Consider the following 24,487-nt stretch of genomic DNA (forward strand, 5'->3'; position numbering starts at 1 on the left):
TTTCAGATTAAATGCGCCCCATGCGGGAGCGGGCACGCCCGCTCCCGCATGGCCGGCGACAGGCTTCAGCTGGTAATCAACCGCTCCCGCAGTTGAGTGATCTCGTCGCGCAACTGCGCCGCCGCCTCGAATTCCAGATCGCGGGCAAACTGCATCATCTTCTCTTCCAGTTGCTTGATACGCTTGGTGATCTCGCCCGGCGTGCGCAGTTCGGCTTCGTAACGGGCGCTCTCCTCCGCCGCCTTGGCCATGCCCTTGCGTTTCTTGCTGCGCGCGCCAGGGACAGTAGCACCTTCCATGATGTCGGTGATGTCCTTGACCACGCCCTTGGGCACGATGCCGTTGGCTTCGTTGAACGCGATCTGCTTCTCGCGGCGGCGCTCGGTTTCGTCAATCGCCCGCTGCATCGAACCGGTGACAGTGTCGGCGTACAGGATCGCCCGGCCATTGAGGTTACGCGCAGCACGCCCGATGGTCTGGATCAGCGACCGCTCGGAACGCAGGAACCCTTCCTTGTCGGCATCCAGGATCGCCACCAGCGACACCTCCGGCATGTCCAGGCCCTCACGCAGCAGGTTGATACCGACCAGCACATCGAAAGTACCCAGCCGCAGGTCGCGGATGATTTCCACCCGCTCCACGGTGTCGATGTCCGAGTGCAGGTAGCGCACCCGCACGTCATGGTCGGCCAGGTAGTCGGTCAGGTCTTCGGCCATGCGCTTGGTCAGCGTGGTGGCCAGCACCCGCTCGCCCAGGGCCACACGCTTGCGGATCTCCGACAACAGGTCGTCCACCTGGGTCAGTGCCGGGCGCACCTCGACCTGGGGGTCGACGAGGCCGGTCGGGCGCACCACCTGCTCCACCACGCGCCCAGCGTGCTCAGCCTCGTAGGGGCCAGGGGTAGCGGACACAAAGATGGTTTGCGGGCTGACAGCCTCCCATTCATCGAAACGCATGGGGCGGTTATCCAGCGCCGAGGGCATGCGAAAGCCGTACTCGACCAGGGTTTCCTTGCGCGAGCGGTCGCCTTTGTACATGGCCCCGACCTGCGGAACACTCACGTGGGATTCATCGATCACCAGTAGCGCATCCGGCGGCAGGTAGTCGTACAAGGTGGGCGGTGGTGCGCCGGCCGGGCGGCCAGACAGGTAGCGCGAGTAGTTCTCGATGCCGTTGCAGTAGCCCAGCTCCAGGATCATCTCCAGGTCGAAGCGGGTACGTTGTTCCAGACGCTGCGCCTCCACCAGCTTGTTGGCCTTTTGCAGGTACTCCAGGCGCTCCTTCAACTCTTCCTTGATACCCTCCACCGCCTCCAGCAGGGTTTCCCGCGGCGTGACGTAGTGGCTTTTGGGGTAGAAGGTAAAACGCGGCAACTTGCGGAAGACCTCGCCGGTGAGCGGGTCGAAGGCGGCGATATTTTCCACCTCGTCATCGAACAGCTCGATACGGATGGCCTCAAGGTCCGATTCGGCCGGGAAAATGTCGATCACATCACCGCGCACGCGGAACGTGGCACGGGCAAAGTCCATTTCGTTGCGGGTGTATTGCAGATCAGCCAGCCGGCGCAGCAGTGCACGCTGATCAAGCTTGTCACCACGGTCTACGTGCAGGACCATTTTCAGGTAGGACTCGGGGCTACCCAAACCATAGATGCACGAAACGGTGGTCACGATGATCGCATCGCGCCGCTCCAGCAGTGCCTTGGTCGCCGACAGGCGCATCTGCTCGATATGGTCGTTGATCGACGCGTCCTTCTCGATGAAGGTGTCCGAAGACGGCACGTAGGCTTCAGGCTGGTAGTAGTCGTAGTAGGAAACGAAATACTCCACCGCATTGTTGGGGAAAAACGCCTTGAATTCGCCGTACAGCTGCGCGGCCAGGGTCTTGTTAGGCGCCAGCACCAGGGTCGGGCGCTGCACCTGCTGGATGACATTGGCAATGCTGAAGGTCTTGCCCGACCCGGTCACCCCGAGCAACGTCTGGTGCGACAGCCCCGCCTCGATGCCTTCGACCATCTGGCGAATGGCCTCGGGCTGGTCGCCGGCCGGCTGGAAACGGGTGACGAGCTGGAACTCGGACATGACGGACCTCGCGGTGCTGCAGCAACTGTAAATTTAGCCAGTAGTCTATACCCAAATGCGCCCGCCTGGGGGCGCTTTCAAGGCGTAGCTGTGAGCGCGTGTAACGGTGGACCCGGCAATTCGACCAATGGTCGAAAAATATTTGCGCAAATAGCCGGAAAAGCTGTGCCCGAGTGTCGCAGTGACCGGTCGGTATCACTATACTGACTCCCCGTTTGTGCACCGCTTCAGTGCATTCGGCTGGAGCGTGTACGTCCTATCACTCTCCAATCAGAGCCAAGGTAACAATGAGCCTGTTTTCCGCTGTCGAGCTGGCACCCCGCGACCCTATTCTGGGCCTCAACGAAGCATTCAACGCCGACCCACGTACCGACAAGGTCAACCTGGGCGTTGGCGTGTACTGCAATGAGGAAGGCCGCATTCCGCTGCTGCGCGCCGTGATCGAAGCCGAGACCCAGCGTGCCGCCCAGCACGCCTCGCGCGGCTACCTGCCGATCGACGGTATCGCCACCTACGACCAGGCCGTGCAAAAACTGATCTTCGGCGCCGAGTCGCCACTGCTGGCCGCTGGCCGCGTGGTTACCGTGCAGGCCGTCGGCGGTACCGGCGCACTGAAGATTGGCGCCGACTTCCTCAAGCGTATCTCGCCAAACGCCGTGGTTGCCATCAGCGACCCAAGCTGGGAAAACCACCGCGCCCTGTTCGAATCGGCCGGCTTCCCGGTGCAGAATTACCGCTACTACGACGCGCCGACCCATGACGTCAACCGCGCCGGCATGCTCGAAGACCTGAACAACCTGCCGTCCGGCTCGATCGTGGTGCTGCACGCCTGCTGCCACAACCCGACCGGCGTCGACCTGAGCCTGGATGACTGGAAAAACGTCCTGGAAGTGGTCAAGGCCAAAGGCCACGTACCGTTCCTCGACATGGCCTACCAAGGCTTTGGTGACGGTATCGCCGAAGACGCCTTCGCCGTGCGTCTGTTCGCCGAGTCGGGCCTGGAGTTCTTCGTTTCCAGCTCGTTCTCCAAATCGTTCTCGCTGTACGGCGAGCGCGTGGGAGCACTGTCGATCGTCACCGCATCCAAGGACGAGAGCACCCGCGTGCTGTCGCAGGTCAAGCGCGTGATCCGCACCACCTACTCCAACCCGCCAACCCACGGCGCCACCATCGTGGCCACCGTACTGAACAGTGCCGAACTGCGCCAGATGTGGGAAACCGAACTGGCCGAAATGCGCGAGCGCATCCACGGCATGCGCAAACAGATGGTTTCGCTGCTGGCCGAATATGGCGCCAAGCGCGATTTCAGCTTCGTTGGCCGTCAGGTCGGCATGTTCTCCTACTCGGGCCTGACCGTTGAACAGGTTGCCCGCCTGAAGAACGACTTTGGCATCTACGCCTTGGACACAGGCCGCATCGCAGTGGCCGCGCTGAACCAGAGCAACATCCACGTTGTCACCAAAGCCATCGTGGAAGTGCTGTAACTCATTGTTTTGCCAAGGGGTAGCTTGACATCCTCTTGGCAATCAGTAAGATACGCGCAGATTCCGCGATAGCTCAGTCGGTAGAGCAAATGACTGTTAATCATTGGGTCCCTGGTTCGAGTCCAGGTCGCGGAGCCAAACACTGAAAAGCCCCCGGTTGCGCAAGCAACCGGGGGCTTTTTCGTGGCCCACCGGAAGGATGTCAGCGCCTGGCAGATCGAGCGCCTTCAGCTACTCCGCCCGATCGGGTAAAACGCCCCTTGGCTCCATACCCCAAGCCACTCGTCACCGTCGATCACACGCGGCACCGCCAGTTCCACCAGCTGGTAGAACACGTTGCGATGAATCAGCGCCTCAAGGTTGCTACGCATCAGCACATAGGGCGACGGCTCTTGCGTCACCGGGTCGATCACCACGCGCAGCGGGCTGTCCGGGCCGGCATCCACCTGATCCTCGACATTGCTGGTAAAGCGCAGCACCTGCTGTTCGCCCTCCCCCAGCACCTCCAGCGCCACCGCCACGAACGGCGCGTCATCCACGCGGATGCCAACCTTTTCTACCGGGGTAACCAGGAAGTAGTCATCGCCATCGCGGCGGATGATGGTGGAGAACAGCCGCACCATCGGTTTGCGCCCGATCGGCGTACCCAGGTAGTACCAGGTGCCGTCGCGAGCGATCCGCATGTCGATGTCGCCGCAGAAGTCCGGGTTCCACAGATGCACCGGCGGCAACCCCTTGGCCTTGGGGATCTGCGCCAGAAGATCATTGGCCTTGCCGGAATCGCTCATCACGCCTGCCTCATTCGCTCATGCCCAGAAGGCTACGAGCGTACTCGCGCATCGGTGCGCCAAGCAAATCCTCGGGGGTATTGTCGTGGAACGTCAACAAACCGCCACGGCTCTTGATGCGTGCGGTATCGATCAGGTAGCGGGTATTGGTTTCGATCAGCATCATCTGCACCACGCCACTGTCCCAACCCAAGCGGTCGACCGCCTGTTCGTCATACCATTCGTCGCCATTGCCGATGCGGTCGTCGGTACGGGCGAAGCGGGTGTACAACACGTAGTCCGCACCAACCGAACGTGCCTGGGCAACGGCTTCTTCCAGGCCCAGCGGGCCTTGAGCACGGCGCACCAGCGGGAAATACTCCACGAAGCTCTTGAAGGCCTGCTCGGCCACCACGTTCTGCCGTGGCACCGGCCCCTTGCCCGGTGGCACGAACGCGCCCTGGCCAATGAAGATGAACGAATCGGGCTGCAGACGGATCGACAGGGTGCGACGGGTATCGCTGTGGTCGAGCAGACCGGCATCGCTCATGTGATAACGAACGCCCTCGCCCATATCGCTGACATTCATGCAACCGCCCAGCGCCATCAGCGCCAGCAGCAAGACCAGGCTACGCATCTTTCCTCCAGTGGCCGGTGACGAAAAACCGGCGAATAGCCGGCGGATGCAGCTTTTGCGCCAGCTTCAGCCGCCGATCACTTTCATCACCATCACATCCCCGGCAAACGCTTGCTCTTGCTTGTCAGCCAAGGCCTTGACCAGCAAGCGCTGCAGGGCCGGCAATGCTTGATGGCGTGGCTTATCCAGCAGATCGCCGACGAAGTGGCGATTGCTGGACGAAAGGCAGCCATGCAACCAGCCTGTCGAGGACAAACGCAAACGCGAGCAGGTGCGGCAGAACGGCAGGCTTTCGTTGGCAATGACGCCGAAGTGCCCACGCCCAGGTATTTGATAGCGCAAAGCCGTGGCGTCCACTGGCGCATCGACTTGGGCATAGGTGTGCCTGCTGCCAATCAGCGTGAGCAGTGGGTCCAGGCCGACGAACTGTTGCAGGAACGTATTGCGGTCACGCGCCAGGTGGCCCATGCGCATGAGCTCTATGAAGCGAAGCTCAAAGCCGCGTTCAAGGCAGTAATCCAGCAGGGGCAATACCTGGTCGAGGTTCTGCCCACGCATCGGCACCATGTTCACCTTGATGCGCATCCCCTTCGCACTCGCCTGCTCCATACCTGTCAGCACATTGGCCAGGTCGCCACCCCGCGCAATGCGGCGGAAGGCTTGAGGGTCAAGGGTGTCGAGCGAAACATTCAGGCGGCGGATGCCAGCTGCCTGCAACTGGGGCAACTTGCGCGCCAACAACTGGCCATTGGTGGTCAACGAAATATCATCGAGGCTTAGTTCGGCCACAGCGGCCAGAAAGGCATCCAGGCGTGGGCTGACCAGCGGCTCACCGCCCGTGATGCGCAGCCGCTCGATACCGGCCGCTTCGATCAGGTAGGCCACGCCACGGGCCAGGGCATCCGCCGACAATTCGTCCTGCGCCGCCACCAGACGCTTGCCGTCTGGTACGCAGTAGGTGCAGGCGTAATTGCAGGCAGCCGTCAGGCTGACGCGCAGGTTGCGAAAACGCCTGCCTTGACGATCGACAATCATGAATGACTCCGGCATGGATGATGAGGGCTGGCAAAACCTGACTCATAAATCAGGTTTTTGCAAGCCCCCGCTTCATACCGGGTATCAGCAGCGAAGGAAGCTGCGCTTCAGTTCGAAGGTTCCGGATCGCGCTTGCGCTTGTTACCCATGCGCACGCCAATGTCCATCAGGAACTGGAAGAAGCCCTCCTGGTCCTCCAGCACATTGCTCCAGAACGGCGAGTGGTACAGCGCCACGGCGCCATGCACCAGTGCCCAGGCGGCGCAATAGTGGAAATAGGGCGGCACGTCTTCAAGCTTGCCTTCGCTGATGCGGCCTTTGATCAGCTGGGTCAGGCGGTCGAAGTTGGAGGCCCGAATGCTGTGCAGTTGCTCGACCATTTCCGGCACCTGATTGCCCTTGACCACCTTTTCTTCCAGGCGGTCGAACAGCCGGTAACGTTGCGGGTCGCGCATGCGGAACTCGAAGTAGGCACGCGACAGGGCTTCCTTGTCGCGGTCGACGTCGGCCGAGTGCAACAGTGCGTTCAGGTCACGCTCATAGTCGAGCATCAGGCGCAGGTAGATCTCCGCCTTGGACTTGAAGTGCTTGTAGATCGTGCCTTTGCCGATGCCCACGGCGTCGGCGATCATCTCGACGGTGACGCTGTCTTCACCCTGTTCGAGAAACAGCTTGAGCGCGGTGTCGAGGATTTCCTGTTCGCGACGGCGAAACTCACGGACCTTACGAGGTTCTTTCTGCATGGGAAGGACTGGATGACAATCGAAGCGGTTTATTATGCCTAACTTGCGGGAAATTGCACGGATCATCCAAGCATGTCTGTGTTTCACGATGCATATGGCCATGCGCTGCGGGAGGAATGGCACCTCGGTGTATTCCAAATCTGTTTAAAAAACGACCAATATGCACTGGCACTGCGCCAAACCTGACCAATACTTGAAGTGTTGGCGCGGCGCATCCCCCCCAAGTGGCGCGCCGATAAAGGTGCTCAGGGACCGCGTACCTTTGTTTTACTCCTAATGGTCTTAACCCGGATTCCCCCCCCAGAACCCGGGTTTTTTTTGTGCGCCCCGCAGGGTGGACTGGCCAGGGAATACAGTTCGAGCGATCAGCGCACTCGCGCCAAGGGGAACAACCGCTTGAAGTTCGCCGTGGTTTGCTCCGCCAGTTGCTCATAACTGGCCCCCCGCAACGAGGCCACATACTCCGCCACCTCGCGCACATACTGCGGCAAATTCGGCTTGCCCCGGTGCGGAATCGGCGCCAGGTACGGCGAATCGGTTTCCACCAGCAGCCGATCGACCGGCACCTGCCGCGCCACTTCGCGCAGGGCTTCGGCATTGCGGAACGTCACGATGCCAGACAGGGAAATGTAATACCCCAGATCCAGCGCCGCCCTGGCCATGTCCCAGTCTTCGGTAAAGCAATGCAGCACGCCGGCCTGCGGCAGGTTGGCCTCGCGTAACAACGCCAGGGTATCGGCGCGTGCCGCCCGGGTGTGCACGATCACCGGCTTGCCAGTCTGCCGCGAGGCTTCCAGGTGCAGGCGGAACGAAGCCTGCTGCAGTTCGGCAGCTTCGGGCTCATAGTGATAATCCAGCCCGGTTTCGCCAATCGCTACCACATGCGGGTGGGCCAGCTCGCGCAGCAGCCACTCCAGCGCTGGGGTTTCACCCGGCGCGAGGTCCAGCGGGTGTACACCTACCGAGCAATCAACATCGGCGTATTGCTCGCTCAGGGCTTTCACCGCGCCGGCGTTCTCGGCACTGACACCGATACAGAGGAAGTGCCCCACCCCACGCTCACGCGCCGCCTGCAAGGCAGCATCGAGGGAGCCCTGATGGGCGCTCAGGTCAAGACGGTCGAGGTGGCAATGGGAATCTACGAGCATGGGATAACAGCACACATGAAAAATGGGAAATCAGCGGGCGCCCGGCAATTGCAGCCAGTGAGCCAGCAGCGACTCTAGCAACAGGGCACGGTTGAGGTTGGCCTTGCCCAGCACCTTCTGGCGCTGCTCCAGGATCCACGCCTGCACCTCCAGCACCTTGGCCTGGCGGCTCTTCTGCGCCAGGTATTGCACCACCTTGCGCATATCGGCCAAGCCTAAACCTTCCTCGTCCTGGGTCAACTGGTAGCGCAGGATCAGGTGCGACCAATCGCAAAACCAGTCGAACAGCAGCAACAACGGTACACCGTTCCAGGCATCGGCCAACTGACTCGGCGATTGCTGCTGTTTGAGCAGCTTCTTCACCCCATCGGTAACCAGCGCACGCTGCTCACGCACGCCTTGCGCCTGCAGACTGACTGCCATCAATGGCGAACCGGCCGCCAACGTCAGCAGCTCGTCACGTTCGGCCTGGTCACTGTCGGGCAACGCTTCGGCCAGCCAAGCCTGGCTCTGGGCCAAGCTGGGCTGCGGGCAGGCGACCTGCTGGCAGCGGCTCTTGATGGTGGCCAGCAGGCGGCTAGGCTGGTGTGTGACCAACAGCAACACGGTATCGCCAGAGGGCTCTTCAAGGCTTTTGAGCAGTGCGTTGGAGGCATTTACGTTCATCGCCTCCACCGGCTCGATCAAGACGACCTTGCGCCCGCCCAGCTGGGCCGTCTGCACCACGAAGGCTACCAGTTCGCGCACCTGGTCGACCTTGATCGGCTTATCGGCCTCTTCAGGTTCGAGGACGAAGTTGTCCGGGTGGCTACCCGCCTTGAGCAGCAGGCAAGACTTGCACCCACCGCAGGCGTTCAGGCCCTGAGGCTGCTGACACAGCAAAAGGGCCATCAGGCGCTCTGCCAAGGCCCGCTTGCCGATACCCTGTGGCCCGTGCAACAGATAGGCATGGGCGTGCTGGCTTCGGCCGGCCAGCTGCTGCCAGAGGGCCTGCTGCCAAGGGTAGGCCTCAGCCACGGCAACGCTCCACGATGCCGGGCAGCAGCACGTCAATGGCCCGCTGCACGGCCTCAAGGGATTGCGCGGCGTCCAGCAGGCTGTAGCGCTGTGGCTCGCGCTGGGCGCGCTGCAGATACGCCTGGCGAACGGCTTCGAAGAAGGCCTGGCCTTCCTGCTCGAAACGGTCCAGGCGACCGCGAGCGGCGGCGCGGGCAAGGCCAACTTCGACCGGCAGGTCGAACACCAGGGTCAGATCTGGGCGCAAGTCGCCCTGTACAAATTGCTCCAGGGCAGCGATACGCTCGACAGACAAACCACGGCCACCCCCTTGATAGGCATAGGTGGCGTCCGTGAAGCGGTCACACAACACGACGGCCCCGCGAGCCAATGCCGGACGAATGACCTGTGCCAGGTGCTGGGCGCGCGCAGCGAATACCAGCAGCAGCTCAGTGTCGGCTGCCATGGTTTCATCGCTGGGAGCCAGCAACAGTTCGCGCACTTTTTCGGCCAGCGGCGTACCACCAGGCTCCCGGGTCAATACCACATCCAGGCCCTGCTCGCACAAGCGCGCGGCCAGGTAGTCACGATTGGTGCTCTTGCCCGCGCCTTCGGGGCCTTCCAGCGTAATAAACAAGCCGCTCACAGGCAGTCCTTAATGTTGTTCGTCAGGCGTCGGCCGTTCGGCCGCTTGCGCGCCACCGGCAGGGGCGTCTTGCACAGGGGGCTCATCGGGTGCCGGCTGCGTAGCCGGCTCATCCGCCGCAGGCACCTCGGGCTGGGCGTCTTCAGCAGCCGGTTGTGCCTCTTGCTGCGGGGCGGGGCTGGAGCGGTAGTCTGCACGGCGCTTGAGCTGGAACTCGCGCACCGCCGAGTTGTGGTCATCGAGGTCGTCGGAGAACACGTGGCTACCGTCGCCACGGGCGACGAAGTACAGGCTGGTACCGTTCGACGGGTTGAGCGCCGCATGAATCGCTTCGCGACCGACCATGGCAATCGGGGTCGGCGGCAACCCTGTGATGGTATAGGTGTTGTAGGGCGTCGGTTCGCGCAGGTCGGCGCGGGTAATCTTGCCGTTGTAACGCTCACCCATGCCGTAGATCACCGTCGGGTCGGTCTGCAGCATCATGCCCAGGCGCAGGCGCCGCACGAACACGCCGGCTATCTGCCCACGTTCCTGAGGGATACCGGTTTCCTTTTCCACCAGCGAAGCCATGATCAGCGCCTGGTACGGGTCGCGGTATGGCAGGTCGGTGGTGCGCTCGGCCCATTCCTTGGCCAGCACTTCGTCCAGACGCATGTAGGCCTGTTGCAGCAACTCGACATCGCTCATGCCACGCACGAAGCGGTACGTGTCCGGGAAGAAGCGCCCTTCCGGGAACACGCCGGTATGGCCGAGCTTGTCCATCACTTCGGAGTCCGACAGGCCGTCCAGGGTGTGCTTGATCTTTTCATGCTTGGCCACGGCCGAGCGTACCTGGCGGAAGGTCCAGCCTTCGACCAGCGTGAGGTTGTACTGCACCACATCAGCACGTCGCCAGGCATCGAACAGCTGCCCGACGGTCATGCCCGGGGTGAGGCGGTACTCGCCGGTGTGCAGGGGGGTGCCGGCCATGTTGAAGCGCCAGTACAAGCGCAGCCACACGGCGTCTTCGAGCAACCCTTCGCTCTGCATGCGATAGAACATGCGGTTGGGGGTGGTGCCATTGGGTACATCGAGCAGGCGCTCCTGCGTGATGTGCAAGGGCTGCTCCAGGACGGCGTTGACCTTCCAGGCCGACCAGCCAAGCGCCAGGCCGGCAAGGATCAAGGCCATTTCCAGCAGCAGCAGGAATTTACGTCTCACGAATTCAGGTTTCCAGTAACGTACGGGCAACGGCCTGCAGTTTACGGGTGAGCGGGCCAGGCGACCAGTTTAGCGCGGCTACGCCACGCACGGGCCAAATGCCGTAAACGCTATTGCAAACAAATACTTCATCTGCGTGCTCCAGCGCCTTGAACGGCAGGTCACAGACCTGCGCCGGGATGCCCAGCAGTACGGCCTGCTCCAGCAACGCCGCACGCATCACCCCGGCTACACCACAGCGGCTGAGGTCGGCGGTAAGCAGCACGCCGTCGCGCACCAGGAACAGATTGCTGTATACCCCTTCGATTACCCTGCCCTGCCCGTCACGCATCAGGCCTTCGGCGTGTTCGCTGTCCTGCCATTCGGCACGTGCCAGCACCTGCTCCAGGCGGTTGAGGTGTTTGAGCCCGGCCAGCAGCGGTTGTTCCCCAAGCCGGGTCTGGCAAGGGAACAACCGCACGCCTTGCTCGGCATGCTCAAGAGGATAACCGGGCAACGGACTGCCCTGCAGGATGCGCCGTGGCGCGGCATCGGCTACCGGGGCATAGCCACGCTGGCTGTCGCCACGGGTGAGGATAAGTTTGGCTACGCCTTCCCCGAGCTGGTTGGCATAGCGAAGCAGTTCGTCGCGCACCAGCGCCAGGTCGGCGTTGATCGCCAGGCGCTGGCAGCCCAGCGCCAGGCGTGCGAGGTGGCCGTCCAGCAAGCTGGGGCGACCGCCGCGCACGGCAATGGTCTCGAACAGGCCATCGCCGTAGGCCAGGCCACGGTTCTGCAGGTTGAGTGCAGCCGCCGGCTGGCCATCGATCCAGCCGTGCATCAACCGGCGAACCGGCGGAACACCAGCGAGCCGTTGGTGCCGCCAAAGCCGAACGAGTTGGACAACACCACGTCGATCGGCATGCTGCGCGCCTGGTGCGGCACGAAGTCAAGGTCACAACCTTCGTCCGGCTCGTCCAGGTTGATGGTGGGCGGTGCCATCTGGCTGTTGATGGCCAGTACGCTGAAGATCGCCTCCACCGCGCCGGCAGCACCCAGCAGGTGACCGGTCATCGACTTGGTCGAGCTGACAGCCAGCTTGTAGGCATGCTCACCGAACACGCGCTTGATCGCAGCCACTTCGGCCACGTCGCCCGCAGGGGTCGAAGTGCCGTGGGCGTTGATGTAGCTGACCTCTTCCGGCTTGATACCGGCATCGCGCAGGGCGTTGGCCATGCAACGGGCAGCGCCTTCGCCAGTGTCGGGCGGCGAAGTCATGTGGTAGGCGTCGCCGCTCATGCCAAAGCCAACCAGCTCGGCATAGATGGTCGCACCACGCGCCTGGGCGTGCTCCAGTTCTTCGAGCACCAAGGCACCGGCACCGTCAGACAACACGAAGCCGTCACGGCCCTTGTCCCACGGGCGGCTGGCCCGGCTTGGCTCGTCGTTGCGGGTGGACAGCGCGCGCGAAGCACCGAAACCGCCCATGCCCAGGCCGCAGGCGGCCATTTCGGCGCCACCGGCGATCATCACGTCGGCCTCACCGTAGGCGATATTGCGTGCGGCCATGCCGATGCAATGGGTGCCGGTGGTGCAGGCGGTGGCAATGGCGTAGTTCGGCCCTTGCAGACCCAGGTGGATCGACAGGAACCCGGAGATCATGTTGATGATCGAGCCCGGCACGAAGAACGGCGAAATGCGGCGCGGCCCCGAGTCGTGCAGGGTGCGGCTGGTTTCTTCGATGTTGGTCAGGCCACCGATACCCGAGCCCATGGCCACGCCAATACGCTCGCGATTGGCGTCGGTGACCTCCAGGCCGGCATTACGCACCGCCTGGAAACCGGCCGCCAGGCCGTACTGGATGAACAGGTCGAGCTTGCGGGCCTCTTTGGCCGACAGGTATTGCTCGACTTCGAAGCCTTTCACCGAGCCGCCAAAACGGGTGGAGTAGGCAGACAGGTCCGTGTGTTCGATCGGACCAATGCCACTGCGGCCAGCCAGAATGCCCTGCCAGGTGCTCGGTACATCGGTACCCAGTGGCGACAGCATACCCATACCGGTGACCACGACGCGTCTACGCGACACAGTACTCTCCTTTTCTAATAACAGAGTCTCTTGGCATTGCATTCATACGATGGAATGAAATGACAACAGGCTCTCGGTGCGCGGTGAACAAAGCAGCCCCGCCAGAACGCGGCGTGCTCGCAAAGAAAAAACCGCACGCCGGCGAAGGCAGTGCGGTTTTCCCCGACAAGAAGCGTCGACTAAAGCGTCTTAGCCTTGGTGGGCAATGACGTAGTCTACGGCAGCTTTAACGGTAGTGATCTTCTCGGCTTCTTCGTCAGGGATTTCGGTCTCGAATTCCTCTTCCAGAGCCATCACCAGCTCAACGGTGTCAAGCGAATCGGCACCCAGGTCATCAACGAAGGACTTCTCGAGAGTCACTTCTTCTTCCTTGACGCCCAGTTGCTCGGCGACGATTTTCTTGACGCGTTCTTCGATGTTGCTCATACCTAGGTTTACTCCTAATGGATATATGTCAGGCAGCTGGCCGGTGGCTAATTTTATAGAAAGACGTTCGCTTTTCAAGCGAAACGCGCTTTCACGCCAGTCACCCCACCCGCTGCCTGGAATCTGGTTGCAGCTTTATAACGGATTTTAGGCTCGCAGTATGACTCTTTTTTTACGAAATCCGTCACATTGAGTTGCAGTGTTACATGTACATCCCGCCGTTGACCGGCACGGTAGCGCCGGTCACGTAGCCAGCGCCGTCGGATGCCAGGAACGAAACCACCTTGGCGATTTCGTCAGCCTGGCCCAGGCGGCCCAGCGGAATCTGGGTCTGCAGGGCTTCGCGCTGCGCTTCTGGCAGCTCGCGGGTCATGTCGGTGTCGATGAAGCCCGGGGTCACCGAGTTGACGGTGATGCCACGCGAGCCCACTTCACGCGCCAGGGCGCGACTGAAGCCTTCCAGGCCAGCCTTGGCGGCCGCATAGTTGGCCTGACCGGCGTTACCCATGGCACCCACGACCGAGCCGATGCTGATGATACGACCCCAACGTGCCTTGGTCATGCCACGCAGCACGCCCTTGGACAGACGGTAGAGGCTGTTCAGGTTGGTGTCGATCACGTCGAACCACTCGTCGTCTTTCATGCGCAGCATCAGGTTGTCGCGGGTGATGCCGGCGTTGTTGACCAAAATGGCCGGTGCGCCGAACTGCTCGCCGATGGCGGCCAGTACCGCTTCAACGGACTCGGCGCTGGTCACGTTCAGCTCCATGCCGGTACCGGTGATGCCGTGCTCTTTCAGGGTGGCAGCGATGCGCTCGGCGCCGGACGCCGAAGTGGCGGTGCCGATCACGGTCGCGCCCTGGCGGCCCAGCTCGAGGGCGATGGCCTGGCCAATGCCACGGCTGGCGCCGGTGACCAGTGCAACTTTACCTTGCAGGCTCATGCAAGCTTCTCCAAATCAGGCCAGTGCCGCGCGGGTGGCGGCAACGGCATCAGGGGTGTTGAGGTTGTAAGTGGTCACGCCATCGGCGCAACGCTTGTTCAGGCCAGCCAGGACCTTGCCCGGGCCACACTCGACCAGGTTGACCGCACCGCTGGCAGCCAGGGTCTGCACACACTCCACCCAACGCACAGGCAGGTACAGTTGCGCCAGCAGGTCGTGCTTGAGTGCATCGAGGTCGGCGGCAACAGCAGCCGTGACGTTCTGCACCACTGGAATTTGCGGGGCCTTCCACTCGATGGCGTTGACCGACTCGGCAAAGCGCTCGGCCGCCGGCTTCATCAGGGCACAGTGCGACGGCACGCTGACCGCCAACGGCAGGGCGCGTTTGGCGCCCTTGGCCTTGCACAGCTCCATGGCGCGATCCACGGCAGCTTTATTGCCAGCGATGACCACCTGGCCTGGCGAGTTGAAGTTGACGGCGCTGACCACTTGGTCTTCAGCGGCTTCGGCGCAGATTTCAACGACCACAGCGTCGTCCAGGCCGAGGATGGCAGCCATGGCACCATGACCCGCCGGTACGGCCTCCTGCATCAGCTGACCGCGGCGCTCGACCAGGCGAACAGCGTCTTTCAGGGTGATGCTGCCCGCAGCGACCAGGGCACTGTATTCGCCCAGGCTGTGGCCGGAAACGAAGGCTGGCTGCGCGCCGCCCTCTTCCAGCCACAGGCGCCACAGCGCGATGGACGCGGTGAGGATGGCCGGCTGGGTCTTGTCGGTCTGGTTGAGTTGCTCTTCAGGACCTTCCTGGACCAGCTTCCACAGGTCGTAACCCAGGGCTTCGGACGCTTCCTTGAAGGTTTCGATGATCACTGGCTTCTCGGCGCCGAGCTCGGCGAGCATGCCCAGCGACTGGGAACCTTGACCGGGAAAGACGAATGCGAGAGATGCAGACATTGAACAAGCCCTTATGATCTTGTCGTCGGATAGGGTGCGCCAGGCCCTGGGCCAGGCGCGGAATCTGAAAACTTGGATGGATACACAGACCAAGCGGTCACATTTAAGCACTTCATGGGCAAAATGCCTAAGGCAACAGGTCTTCGAGGCGCCCATGCAAGCGCTGCGGCAGGTTCTCCTGTATCTCGATCAGCGCCCGCTGGATAGCACTCTGGAAGCCCTGCACGCCCGCCGAGCCATGGCTCTTGATGACAATGCCCTGCAACCCCAGAAAACTGGCACCATTGTGCCGCGCCGGCGCCAGGTCGGCCTGCAGACGCTTGAGCAGCGGCATGGCCACCGCCCCGGCCGCCCGCGACAACACGCCGCCCTTGAACAACTGCTCGATGCGCGCAGCGATCATCGTCGCCAGCCCCTCGCTGGACTTGAGCAGGATATTGCCGACGAACCCATCGCACACCACCACATCGGCCTCACCACGATACAGCCCGTCACCTTCGACAAAACCCACGTAGTTAAGCCCACGGGCATTCTGCAACAGGCTGGCAGCCAGCTTGACCTGCTGATTGCCCTTGATGTCCTCGGTGCCGATGTTCAGCAGCGCCACCCGTGGACGATGCACACCCAGGGCCTGAGCAGCCACCGAGCCCATCACGGCAAACTGGTAGAGGTTTTCGGCACTGCAATCGACATTGGCACCCAGGTCGAGCAACTGGCAGTAACCCGCCTGAGTCGGAATTGCGGCCACCATGGCGGGCCGGTCGATACCCGGCAAGGTCTTGAGCACGAAACGGGACAGCGCCATCAGCGCGCCGGTATTGCCGGCACTGACGCAGGCCTGGGCCTTGCCGTCACGCACCAGTTCCAGGGCGATGCGCATCGACGAATCCGGCTTGCCCCGCAATGCCTGGGAGGGCCGCTCATCCATGCCGACCACCTCACTGGCGGCGACAATCTGCAGACGCGCGCGATCCGCAGCCGCAAGGCCGCTGACAAGATCTTCCAGGAGTGAGGGTTGACCGACGAGGGTCAGGTGCAGCGAGGGAGTAGCAGAAAGGCAGGCAATGCTAGCCTGGACAATGCTGCGGGGACCGAAGTCCCCGCCCATTGCGTCGATCGCGATGATCTGAGCGGACAAGGATTACTCGTCAGCGCCCTTGTCGACCACTTTGCGACCACGGTATACGCCTTCTGGCGAAACGTGGTGGCGCAGGTGAACTTCACCGGTGGTTTTCTCTACCGACAGCGCGTTTTCCGACAGGGCGTCGTGCGAACGGCGCATGTCACGGGCAGAGCGGGATTTTTTGTTCTGCTGAACAGCCATAATTGATTAACTCCTAAACGTTTGGGTCACGCTTTAACTGCGCCAAAACACTGAACGGGTTGGACCGCGATACCTCGTCCTTGCTCGATTCGGGCTCGTCTGCGCCCGCCGGCTGCTGGCATTCTTCCGGATGATGAGCAGGCACGATTGGCAAGGCGAGCAGAAGCTCCTCCTCGATCAATGCCTGCAGATCCAAAGGATCTTCGCCCAGTTCCAGCACGTCATAGCCTTTCGGCAACGACTGGGTATTCGCACCCTCCTTCACCACGGCGTAAGTACATTCGCTGTGAATCGGCAGGGTGACCAGCTCAAGACAACGCTGGCAAACCATCTTGACTTCGACGTCCAGCTCGCTGTGGATAACCACGACGTGCTGTTCATCTCGTTCAAAATCGAACTTCGCCTGCACCGTACCGACATTGTCGGAAAGCGGGTCGCAGAGTCTTTCCAAATCAGCGAGTTGCAGCGAACCGTTAAGGGTTACGCCACGATCGGCTAATTTGCGCGGGTCAACGTGAGGTGGAATCGGGTCATTCAACATAGGCGCAGCATAATAGGGATGCCCCCCGCCCCTGTCAAAGGAAATTAGGCGGCATCGTGCGTGATAGAATTTGTTCAACTGATTCAGGAGTCTACCATGCTTCCTTTGCTACTGGCTTCCAGCTCTGCCTATCGCCGCGAACTGCTCGCACGCCTGCGCCTGCCCTTCACCTGGGCAAGCCCCGATATAGACGAGCAGCGCCTGGCTGATGAACCCGCCGTGGACCTGGTGCGCCGGCTGGCCAGGCAAAAGGCCGAAGCCTTGGCGGGAAGCCACCCCGGACACCTGATCATCGGCTCGGACCAGGTTGCAGTATTGGGCGAACAGGTGCTGGGCAAACCTCACACGTTCGAGCGGGCCTGCGAGCAACTGCTGGAGTGCAGCGGGCAGCAGGTGAGTTTTCTGACCGGGCTGGCATTGCTCAATACTGCGACCGGGCACTGCCAGGTGGACTGCGTGCCGTTTACGGTGACGCTGCGCGAATTGAGCAGGGAGCGGGTGGAGCGCTATGTGACGGCGGAACAGCCACTGGATTGCGCAGGAAGCTTCAAGGCTGAGGGATTGGGGGTGAGCCTGTTCCAGAGCACGCATGGGTGCGATGCAACCAGCCTGATCGGGCTGCCGTTGATTAGGCTGGTGGACATGCTGACAAAGGAAGGCGTGGATATCCCTTAGCCCGCCTGGAGATTTGTTGCGCCCGACAGATCGAGCGCCGCGCGGGCGGCGCTCGATTAATCAGGCGCCGCAGACCGTGCGACGAACCTTCAGCGCAACTGTGGCCCCTGGAACCCCATCCACATCGCCAGGTGCTCGGCCACGCTAGCCCCTACACGCTTGGAGAAGCGGTCGAACGGCGACTCCTGAACGGTGAAGTCCACCAACTCTTTCTCACCAACGACCTCACGTGCCACATAACTGGCACTGCCCAGCCCGTCCACCAACCCCAGCGCCTTGGCCTGTTCACCCGACCAGATCAGGCCACTGAACAACTCTGGATGCTCTTTGTCCTTCAGGCGCTCGCCACGGCCCTGCTTGACCATGGCAATGAACTGGTTGTGCGTGGTGTCCAGCACGCCCTGCCAGAACCGGGTTTCATCAGGCTTTTCCGGTGAGAACGGGTCGAGAAACGCCTTGTGCTCACCCGACGTGTAAGAACGCCGCTCCACGCCGAGCTTCTCCATGGTGCCGACAAAACCATAGCCGGCCGCCGTCACACCAATGGAGCCGACCAGGCTGGCTTTATCGGCATAGATTTCGTCCGCCGCACTGGCGATGTAATAGGCACCGGAAGCACCAAGGTCCGCAATGACCGCATACAGCTTGATGGCCGGGTATTCGGCCCGCAAACGGCGGATTTCGTCATACACATAACCCGCCTGCACCGGGCTGCCACCCGGGCTGTTGATGCGCATCACCACAGCCTTGGTCTTGCTGTCCTTGAACGCCTCGCGCAGGCTCTTGACGATATTGTCGGCGCTGGCGGCCTCCTGATCGGCAATCACCCCGCGCACCTCGACCAGCGCGGTATGGCTGGCACTGCGCGACGCGGCCTTGTCCATGTCCATCAGCGGCGTGAACAACGCCAGGATGCCGAACAGGTAGACGAAGGTCAGCAGCTTGAAGAAGATGCCCCAGCGCCGCGACCGACGCTGCTCCTGCACGCTGGCCAGCAGGGTCTTCTCCAGCAGCTTCCAGCTTTTGCGCTCTTCACGCTCCTCGGGCTCGGCCTCGGGGGCTTTCCATTCATCTGCCATGCTTACCTACCTTGGAAGTGGAATTGCGGAACCAGCCAGCCACTCGCGCAGCTGGGAAAAGTGGTTGATGCACACCTGCGGGCCGAATTCGGCCAGCGCCTGCAGCGACATGGCACCATAGCCCACCGCCACCGAATGCATACCGGCATTGCTGGCCATCTGCAGGTCGAACGCCGAATCTCCGACCATCAGCGCACGCCCGGGTTCGACGCCGCAATGGCCGAGGATTTCCTCAAGCATCAAAGGATGCGGCTTGCCACGGGTTTCGTCGGCGGCGCGGGTGATATCGAAGAACGCCTCCCAACCATTGGCCTTGAGCACCCGATCCAGGCCGCGACGCGCCTTGCCGGTAGCCACCGCCAGGCGGTAACCCTCGGCACGGAAGGCGTCCAGCGACTCGACAACGCCATCGAACAACGGCGAAGGCTGCTGGTCCAGCGCCATGTAGATATCGGCATAGTGCTGACGGAAGGTTTCGACCTGCGCAGGTGCCAGGTGCGGGTACAGGGTATGAATGGCCTCGCCCAGGGCCAGGCCGATGATGCCCTTGACCGCCTCGTCACTGCTTTGCGCCTCACCGGCACGATCGGCAGCGGCGTTCATGGCCTCGACGATGCGCCCGATGGAATCGGCCAGTGTGCCGTCCCAGTCGAAGATCAGTAGCTCATAGCCTTTTTTCATAGATCAGGACGCACTCAGACGCTCAACGGTTTTCGCCCACACTTCATCCACGGGCGCTTCAAGCTTGAGCTCACCACCGTCCGGCAGCGGCACGGTCAGCGCGTAGGCGTGCAGGAACAGGCGCTTGCCACCCAGCTCGCGGATTTCGCGACTGAAGTCTTCGTCACCGTACTTGCTGTCGCCGGCAATCATGTGCCCGGCATGCAAGGTGTGCACGCGGATCTGGTGGGTACGCCCAGTGATCGGACGCGCCTCGACAATGGTGGCGAACTCGCCAAAGCGGCGCAGCACGCGGAACAGGGTCAGCGCTTCCTTGCCCTCCTCGTTCACTTCGACCATGCGCTCGCCGGAGCGCAGGTTGCTCTTGAGCAAGGGCGCATTGACCTGCTTCTTCGAGGTGGGCCAGTGGCCGCGCACCAGCGCCATGTAACGCTTGTCGACACCGTCGCCGCGCAGCGCGGCATGCAGGTGGCGCAGCATGCTGCGCTTCTTGGCGATCATCAGCAGGCCGGAGGTGTCGCGGTCCAGGCGATGCACCAGCTCCAGTTCCTTGGCGTCCGGCCGCAGTTGGCGCAGCGCTTCGATCACGCCAAAGCTCAGGCCGCTGCCGCCGTGCACGGCAATACCAGCCGGCTTGTTCATCACGATCAGCGCCTTGTCTTCGTAGACAATGGCGGCCTCCAAGCGCTGCAGCAGGCCCTGGGCCACCGGCGCCGGCTCGTCGCGCTCCGGCAGGCGGACGGGCGGCACCCGCACGATGTCGCCAGCCTGGATCTTGTACTCCGGCTTGACCCGCCCCTTGTTCACCCGCACTTCACCCTTGCGCAGGATGCGGTACACCAAGGTTTTGGGCACGCCCTTGAGGGCCGTGATGAGGAAATTGTCGATGCGTTGGCCGGCAAGCTCCGGCGCGACTTCGATCAGCTGAACGCCGGAAGTCGGAGGGGTATTGGTCGTCATGGCGGGATCATAACAATTTTTTATGGAATTGAAGCACTTAATCATTGCTGCTATAGTCGCGAACGCCGCCAAAAGCGGCAGGCCAGCGGCACCAGGCTCTTTGCCGGCCCTGACCAACGCAATTCTCCAGGACGCGAGGCCGTCCTACGGGGTTTTCGCCAGTTTACCGAATTGCCTGGAATCGCCACCAGCGCTGTGTAGAGAAGACCGAAAAAAAACGACAAGTGCGGTGTTTCACCTGCTTACCCGATTCTTTTCGCTGCACCTCTGCCCGCCCCGTCGCTTCCACGCAACGCACGGCGAATGCTTCGGAAATACCTGCCTTGGACATGAATGGCGCCAGTGCAGTACCTGCAGTGGCGAAAAATGCAACCCGTTGCGGATTCAGCGCGCGGCAGCACCCGAATTATCAGGGATACGTGCAGGGTGGAGATGCACAGCCCTCGGACCGTGTAGCACCGCGTCCGGCCACCAGCCCACTGACGGCTGGCGAGCGGATAAGGTCCTGAACAGATGCCCCCGGGCGTCCACGGCTGACGGTTGATTCCTCCTCCTGACTGAGTGCACAAGGCCCGCTTGGTTGATTCGGATTCCTATTCGAAGCCACCGGGGCCTTGTTGGCACCGCAGCAAACAGGACGCGTCGTCGCGACAACGGCAGGCTGGGCAACCGGCTGGTGCCGAACGTCGCTCGACACGGGGGTGGCCCGGCCACCCTTTGCGCACCTTGGCACCGACCATGAGACGTCGTGTGTGCCGAACGCCGTTTCCGGCAGCCCGGAAACCGACGGTACAACATGAAAAGAATGCTGATTAACGCGACTCAACCCGAAGAGTTGCGTGTAGCCCTGGTGGACGGCCAACGTCTCTACGACCTGGACATCGAGTCCGGTGCGCGCGAGCAGAAAAAGGCCAACATCTACAAAGGCAAGATCACCCGCATCGAACCCAGCCTCGAAGCCGCCTTCGTCGACTTCGGTTCCGAACGTCACGGCTTCCTGCCGCTGAAAGAAATCTCCCGCGAATACTTCAAGAAGGCCCCCGAAGGCCGCGTCAACATCAAGGAAGTGCTCAGCGAAGGCCAGGAAGTCATCGTCCAGGTCGAGAAGGAAGAGCGCGGCAACAAAGGCGCCGCCCTCACCACCTTCATCAGCCTGGCCGGCCGCTACCTGGTACTGATGCCCAACAACCCGCGTGCCGGTGGCATCTCCCGCCGCATCGAAGGCGAAGAGCGTAACGAACTGCGCGAAGCCCTGAACGGCCTGACCGTGCCGGGCGACATGGGCCTGATCGTGCGCACTGCCGGCCTCGGCCGCAGCAGCGAAGAGATGCAGTGGGACCTCGACTACCTGCTGCAACTGTGGACCGCCATCAAGGAAGCGTCCCTGGACCGCGCCGCGCCGTTCCTGATCTACCAGGAAAGCAACGTCATCATCCGCGCCATCCGCGACTACCTGCGCCAGGACATCGGTGAAGTGCTGATCGACAGCATCGACGCCCAGGAAGAAGCCCTGACCTTCATCCGCCAGGTGATGCCGCAGTACGCCAGCAAAGTGAAGCTGTACGAAGACAGCGTGCCGCTGTTCAACCGCTTCCAGATCGAAAGCCAGATCGAAACCGCCTTCCAGCGCGTAGTCGACCTGCCGTCCGGTGGCTCGATCGTGATCGACCCGACCGAAGCCCTGGTGTCCATCGACATCAACTCGGCGCGCGCCACCAAAGGCAGCGACATCGAAGAAACCGCCCTGCAGACCAACCTGGAAGCGGCCGAAGAAATCGCCCGCCAGCTGCGCCTGCGTGACATCGGCGGCCTGATCGTCATCGACTTCATCGACATGACCCCGGCGAAGAACCAGCGCGCAGTGGAAGAGCGCGTTCGCGAATGCCTGGAAGCCGACCGCGCCCGCGTACAGGTTGGCCGCATTTCGCGCTTCGGCCTGCTGGAAATGTCCCGTCAGCGCCTGCGCCCGTCGCTGGGCGAGAGCAGCGGCATCGTCTGCCCGCGCTGCTCAGGCACCGGCATCATCCGTGACGTCGAGTCGCTGTCGCTGGCCATCCTGCGCCTGATCGAAGAAGAAGCCCTGAAGGACCGTACCGCCGAAGTCCGTGCTCAGGTCCCGATTCCGGTAGCCGCGTTCCTGCTCAACGAGAAGCGCAACTCGATCACCAAGATCGAACTGCGCACCCGTGCGCGCATCATCATCCTGCCGAACGACCACCTGGAAACCCCGCACTTCGAAGTCCAGCGCCTGCGCGACGACAACCCGGAAGTGCTGAACAACCAGTCCAGCTACGAAATCGCCGCCTCCGAGGCCGAAGAAGCGCCGCAGCCGACCGCCACCCGCACCCTGGTACGCCAGGAGGCCGCGGTGAAGACCGCTCCGGCCCGCGCCAATGCGCCAGTACCCGCCGCCGCTGAAGAGCAGCAGCCTGCCGCACAGGTCGCCCCTGCCCCGAGCGCTCCGGAGCCAAGCCTGTTCAAGGGCCTGGTGAAGTCGCTGGTCAGCCTGTTCGCCGGCAAGGACGAGCCTGCTGCCGCACCGGTCGTGACTACCGCCGCCGAAAAACCGGCTGCCGAACGCAGCCCGCGCAACGAAGAGCGCCGCAACGGCCGCCAGCAAAGCCGCAACCGCAACGGCCGCCGTGACGAAGAGCGCAAGCCGCGTGAAGAGCGTGCCGAGCGCGCGCCACGCGAAGAACGCCAACCGCGCGAAGAGCGTGCGCCACGTGAAGAACGCGCCCCACGCGAAGAGCGTGCACCGCGTGAAGAACGTGCACCACGCCAGCCGCGCGAAGACCGCCGTAACAACCGTGGCGAAGAGCGCGTGCGCGAACTGCGCGAGCCGCTGGATGCCACCCCGCCAGCCGAACGTGAAGAGCGTCAGCCACGCGAAGAACGTGTAGCCCGTGAAGAACGCGCTCCTCGTGAAGAACGCGCACCACGTGAAGAACGTGCTCCGCGTGAAGAGCGCGCCCCACGCGAAGAACGTGCTCCGCGTGAAGAGCGTGCCCCACGCGAAGAACGCGCTCCTCGCGAAGAACGCGCTCCTCGTGAAGAACGCGCCCCACGCGAAGAGCGTGCTCCACGCCCACCACGCGAAGAGCGTCAACCACGGGTAGCCGAAGAAGCAGCTGAACAGGCTGCCGAACTGGCCGAAGAGCAACTGCCGAACGAAGAGCTGCTGCAAGACGAGCAGGAAGGCACCGATGGCGAGCGCCCGCGCCGCCGCTCCCGTGGCCAGCGTCGTCGCAGCAACCGTCGCGAGCGTCAGCGCAACGCCAATGGCGAGCTGATCGACGGCGAAGAAGAAAGCAGCGAAGAGCAGCCACAACAGCACCAGGCCACCGAGCTGGGTGCCGAACTGGCCGCTGGCCTGGCAGTAACTGCCGCTGTCGCCAGCAGCAACATCAGTGCCGACGCCGAGGCCCAGGCCAACCAGCAGGCCGAGCGTGCTACCGCTGAAGTTGCCGTCGTTGCAGAGGCCGACAACAGCAAAGCCACCCAGCCGGTTGAACAGGCTGAAAAAGTGGAGCAGGCCGAAGCGGTCGTCAAGGCCGAGGAAGCCGCCGTGGCCCCAGTGGTCGAGCAGCCTGTCAGCGAGCCGGTGGTCGTGACCGAAGTCACTGCCGCGCCAGTGGTCGAAGTCGCCCCGCAGCCAGCCGTTGAGGAAGCACCTGCCGCCGAGCCGGTTGTGGTTGCCGAGGCGCCAGTGGAGGCCCAGGTGGTCGAAGCCGGTGAAATCGAACAGGCCCCGACCGTGGTCGAAGCCGCTCCGGTTGTCGAGCAGCCTGCAGCGGTTGTTGAAGCCCAGCCAGAAGTTGTGGCCGAGCCTGCACCTGTGGCGGTCGAGCCGGCACCGGTCGAAGCCCCGGTAGCGGTAGAGCCTGCTACTGTCATGCTGGCCAACGGCCGTGCGCCGAACGACCCGCGTGAAGTGCGCCGCCGCAAGCGTGAGGCCGAGGCTGCCGCCAAAGCTGCACAGGAAGCTGCTGCTGCCTCCGAGGAGCCAGCCCTGGAAGCCGCCGATGAGCACAAGCCTCATCACGGTTGATAGCCAAAGCTGAATGAAAAAGCCCCGCCAGTGCGAACTGGCGGGGCTTTTT

Annotated in this window: 23 protein-coding genes and 1 tRNA gene; 4 read left to right on the forward strand and 20 right to left on the reverse strand. The window is 62.5% G+C overall.

Translation table 11 applies throughout. The features are described 5' to 3' along the window. Positions 1 to 65: 65 nt before the first annotated feature. Positions 66 to 2,081: an excinuclease ABC subunit UvrB gene (gene uvrB / locus D906_RS14375; RefSeq protein ID WP_019098585.1), complete on the reverse strand. Its 2,016-nt coding sequence runs from the start codon at positions 2,079 to 2,081 to the stop codon at positions 66 to 68. Between the two features lie 287 nt (positions 2,082 to 2,368). Between uvrB and D906_RS14380 the strand changes: the two genes are divergently transcribed. Together D906_RS14380 and D906_RS14385 are read left to right on the forward strand one after the other, a co-directional pair. Continuing rightward, positions 2,369 to 3,565 carry an amino acid aminotransferase gene (locus tag D906_RS14380; RefSeq protein ID WP_019098586.1) on the forward strand — a complete coding sequence of 399 codons (1,197 nt, stop codon included), beginning with the start codon at positions 2,369 to 2,371 and terminating at the stop codon, positions 3,563 to 3,565. A 62-nt stretch (positions 3,566 to 3,627) separates the two neighbouring features. Beyond that, positions 3,628 to 3,703 (forward strand) — tRNA-Asn (locus D906_RS14385). 89 nt (positions 3,704 to 3,792) lie between these two features. Here the strand turns inward: D906_RS14385 and D906_RS14390 are convergent. The 16 genes from D906_RS14390 to D906_RS14465 form a co-directional block, all read right to left on the reverse strand. Beyond that, a complete protein-coding gene (locus tag D906_RS14390) occupies positions 3,793 to 4,353 on the reverse strand; it encodes a DUF1285 domain-containing protein (RefSeq protein ID WP_016715150.1) in 561 nt (186 codons plus the stop codon). Between the two features lie 10 nt (positions 4,354 to 4,363). Beyond that, positions 4,364 to 4,969 carry a DUF4823 domain-containing protein gene (locus D906_RS14395; protein ID WP_019098587.1) on the reverse strand — a complete coding sequence of 202 codons (606 nt, stop codon included), beginning with the start codon at positions 4,967 to 4,969 and terminating at the stop codon, positions 4,364 to 4,366. A 66-nt stretch (positions 4,970 to 5,035) separates the two neighbouring features. After that, positions 5,036 to 6,004, reverse strand: a complete 969-nt coding sequence (locus D906_RS14400) for a GTP 3',8-cyclase MoaA (RefSeq protein ID WP_019098588.1) — start codon at positions 6,002 to 6,004, stop codon at positions 5,036 to 5,038. 107 nt (positions 6,005 to 6,111) lie between these two features. Next, the gene (locus D906_RS14405; protein ID WP_003260720.1) at positions 6,112 to 6,747 is read right to left on the reverse strand and encodes a TetR/AcrR family transcriptional regulator; all 636 of its coding nucleotides are present in this window, start codon (positions 6,745 to 6,747) and stop codon (positions 6,112 to 6,114) included. Between the two features lie 365 nt (positions 6,748 to 7,112). After that, the gene (locus tag D906_RS14410) at positions 7,113 to 7,895 is read right to left on the reverse strand and encodes a TatD family hydrolase (RefSeq protein WP_016715147.1); all 783 of its coding nucleotides are present in this window, start codon (positions 7,893 to 7,895) and stop codon (positions 7,113 to 7,115) included. A 30-nt stretch (positions 7,896 to 7,925) separates the two neighbouring features. Continuing rightward, on the reverse strand, positions 7,926 to 8,912 hold the full coding sequence (locus D906_RS14415; protein ID WP_027615863.1) for a DNA polymerase III subunit delta': 987 nt from the start codon (positions 8,910 to 8,912) through the stop codon (positions 7,926 to 7,928). After that, complete coding sequence (tmk, locus tag D906_RS14420) at positions 8,905 to 9,537, reverse strand: dTMP kinase (RefSeq protein ID WP_019098590.1); 633 nt, start codon at positions 9,535 to 9,537, stop codon at positions 8,905 to 8,907. Before tmk ends, D906_RS14415 begins: the two co-directional genes overlap by 8 nt. A 9-nt stretch (positions 9,538 to 9,546) precedes the next feature. Next, positions 9,547 to 10,737 (reverse strand): endolytic transglycosylase MltG, encoded by a 1,191-nt coding sequence (gene mltG, locus D906_RS14425; protein ID WP_019098591.1) that lies wholly within the window; start codon positions 10,735 to 10,737, stop codon positions 9,547 to 9,549. Positions 10,738 to 10,741: 4 nt separating this feature from the next. Next, complete coding sequence (pabC, locus tag D906_RS14430; RefSeq protein WP_019098592.1) at positions 10,742 to 11,557, reverse strand: aminodeoxychorismate lyase; 816 nt, start codon at positions 11,555 to 11,557, stop codon at positions 10,742 to 10,744. Continuing rightward, complete coding sequence (gene fabF / locus D906_RS14435) at positions 11,557 to 12,801, reverse strand: beta-ketoacyl-ACP synthase II (RefSeq protein ID WP_016715142.1); 1,245 nt, start codon at positions 12,799 to 12,801, stop codon at positions 11,557 to 11,559. Before fabF ends, pabC begins: the two co-directional genes overlap by 1 nt. A 189-nt stretch (positions 12,802 to 12,990) precedes the next feature. After that, positions 12,991 to 13,227: an acyl carrier protein gene (acpP, locus tag D906_RS14440; RefSeq protein WP_025754824.1), complete on the reverse strand. Its 237-nt coding sequence runs from the start codon at positions 13,225 to 13,227 to the stop codon at positions 12,991 to 12,993. A gap of 202 nt (positions 13,228 to 13,429) precedes the next feature. Next, a complete protein-coding gene (gene fabG / locus D906_RS14445) occupies positions 13,430 to 14,170 on the reverse strand; it encodes a 3-oxoacyl-ACP reductase FabG (RefSeq protein WP_016715140.1) in 741 nt (246 codons plus the stop codon). 15 nt (positions 14,171 to 14,185) lie between these two features. Continuing rightward, entirely contained in the window at positions 14,186 to 15,124 is a 939-nt protein-coding gene (fabD, locus tag D906_RS14450; protein WP_025754825.1) for an ACP S-malonyltransferase, read from the reverse strand. Between the two features lie 127 nt (positions 15,125 to 15,251). Beyond that, the gene (gene plsX, locus D906_RS14455) at positions 15,252 to 16,262 is read right to left on the reverse strand and encodes a phosphate acyltransferase PlsX (protein ID WP_016715138.1); all 1,011 of its coding nucleotides are present in this window, start codon (positions 16,260 to 16,262) and stop codon (positions 15,252 to 15,254) included. Positions 16,263 to 16,265: 3 nt separating this feature from the next. Next, positions 16,266 to 16,448 (reverse strand): 50S ribosomal protein L32, encoded by a 183-nt coding sequence (gene rpmF, locus D906_RS14460; protein ID WP_003247154.1) that lies wholly within the window; start codon positions 16,446 to 16,448, stop codon positions 16,266 to 16,268. Positions 16,449 to 16,461: 13 nt separating this feature from the next. Beyond that, on the reverse strand, positions 16,462 to 16,989 hold the full coding sequence (locus D906_RS14465; protein ID WP_012313431.1) for a YceD family protein: 528 nt from the start codon (positions 16,987 to 16,989) through the stop codon (positions 16,462 to 16,464). Between the two features lie 96 nt (positions 16,990 to 17,085). Between D906_RS14465 and D906_RS14470 the strand changes: the two genes are divergently transcribed. After that, complete coding sequence (locus D906_RS14470) at positions 17,086 to 17,664, forward strand: nucleoside triphosphate pyrophosphatase (protein ID WP_025754827.1); 579 nt, start codon at positions 17,086 to 17,088, stop codon at positions 17,662 to 17,664. A gap of 89 nt (positions 17,665 to 17,753) precedes the next feature. Here the strand turns inward: D906_RS14470 and D906_RS14475 are convergent, their stop codons facing one another. The 3 genes from D906_RS14475 to rluC are packed head-to-tail and all read right to left on the reverse strand — an operon-like array spanning position 17,754 to position 20,384. Beyond that, entirely contained in the window at positions 17,754 to 18,743 is a 990-nt protein-coding gene (locus D906_RS14475) for a S49 family peptidase (RefSeq protein WP_016715135.1), read from the reverse strand. Between the two features lie 6 nt (positions 18,744 to 18,749). Then, on the reverse strand, positions 18,750 to 19,424 hold the full coding sequence (locus tag D906_RS14480) for an HAD family hydrolase (protein ID WP_016715134.1): 675 nt from the start codon (positions 19,422 to 19,424) through the stop codon (positions 18,750 to 18,752). A 3-nt stretch (positions 19,425 to 19,427) separates the two neighbouring features. After that, positions 19,428 to 20,384: a 23S rRNA pseudouridine(955/2504/2580) synthase RluC gene (rluC, locus tag D906_RS14485; protein WP_025754829.1), complete on the reverse strand. Its 957-nt coding sequence runs from the start codon at positions 20,382 to 20,384 to the stop codon at positions 19,428 to 19,430. A gap of 796 nt (positions 20,385 to 21,180) precedes the next feature. Here rluC and rne point away from each other — a divergent pair. Continuing rightward, positions 21,181 to 24,435 carry a ribonuclease E gene (rne, locus tag D906_RS14495; RefSeq protein WP_027615864.1) on the forward strand — a complete coding sequence of 1,085 codons (3,255 nt, stop codon included), beginning with the start codon at positions 21,181 to 21,183 and terminating at the stop codon, positions 24,433 to 24,435. The last annotated feature ends 52 nt before the right edge of the window (positions 24,436 to 24,487 follow it).

Source organism: Pseudomonas sp. LAIL14HWK12:I1 (assembly GCF_003202095.1).
Lineage (GTDB): Bacteria > Pseudomonadota > Gammaproteobacteria > Pseudomonadales > Pseudomonadaceae > Aquipseudomonas > Aquipseudomonas monteilii.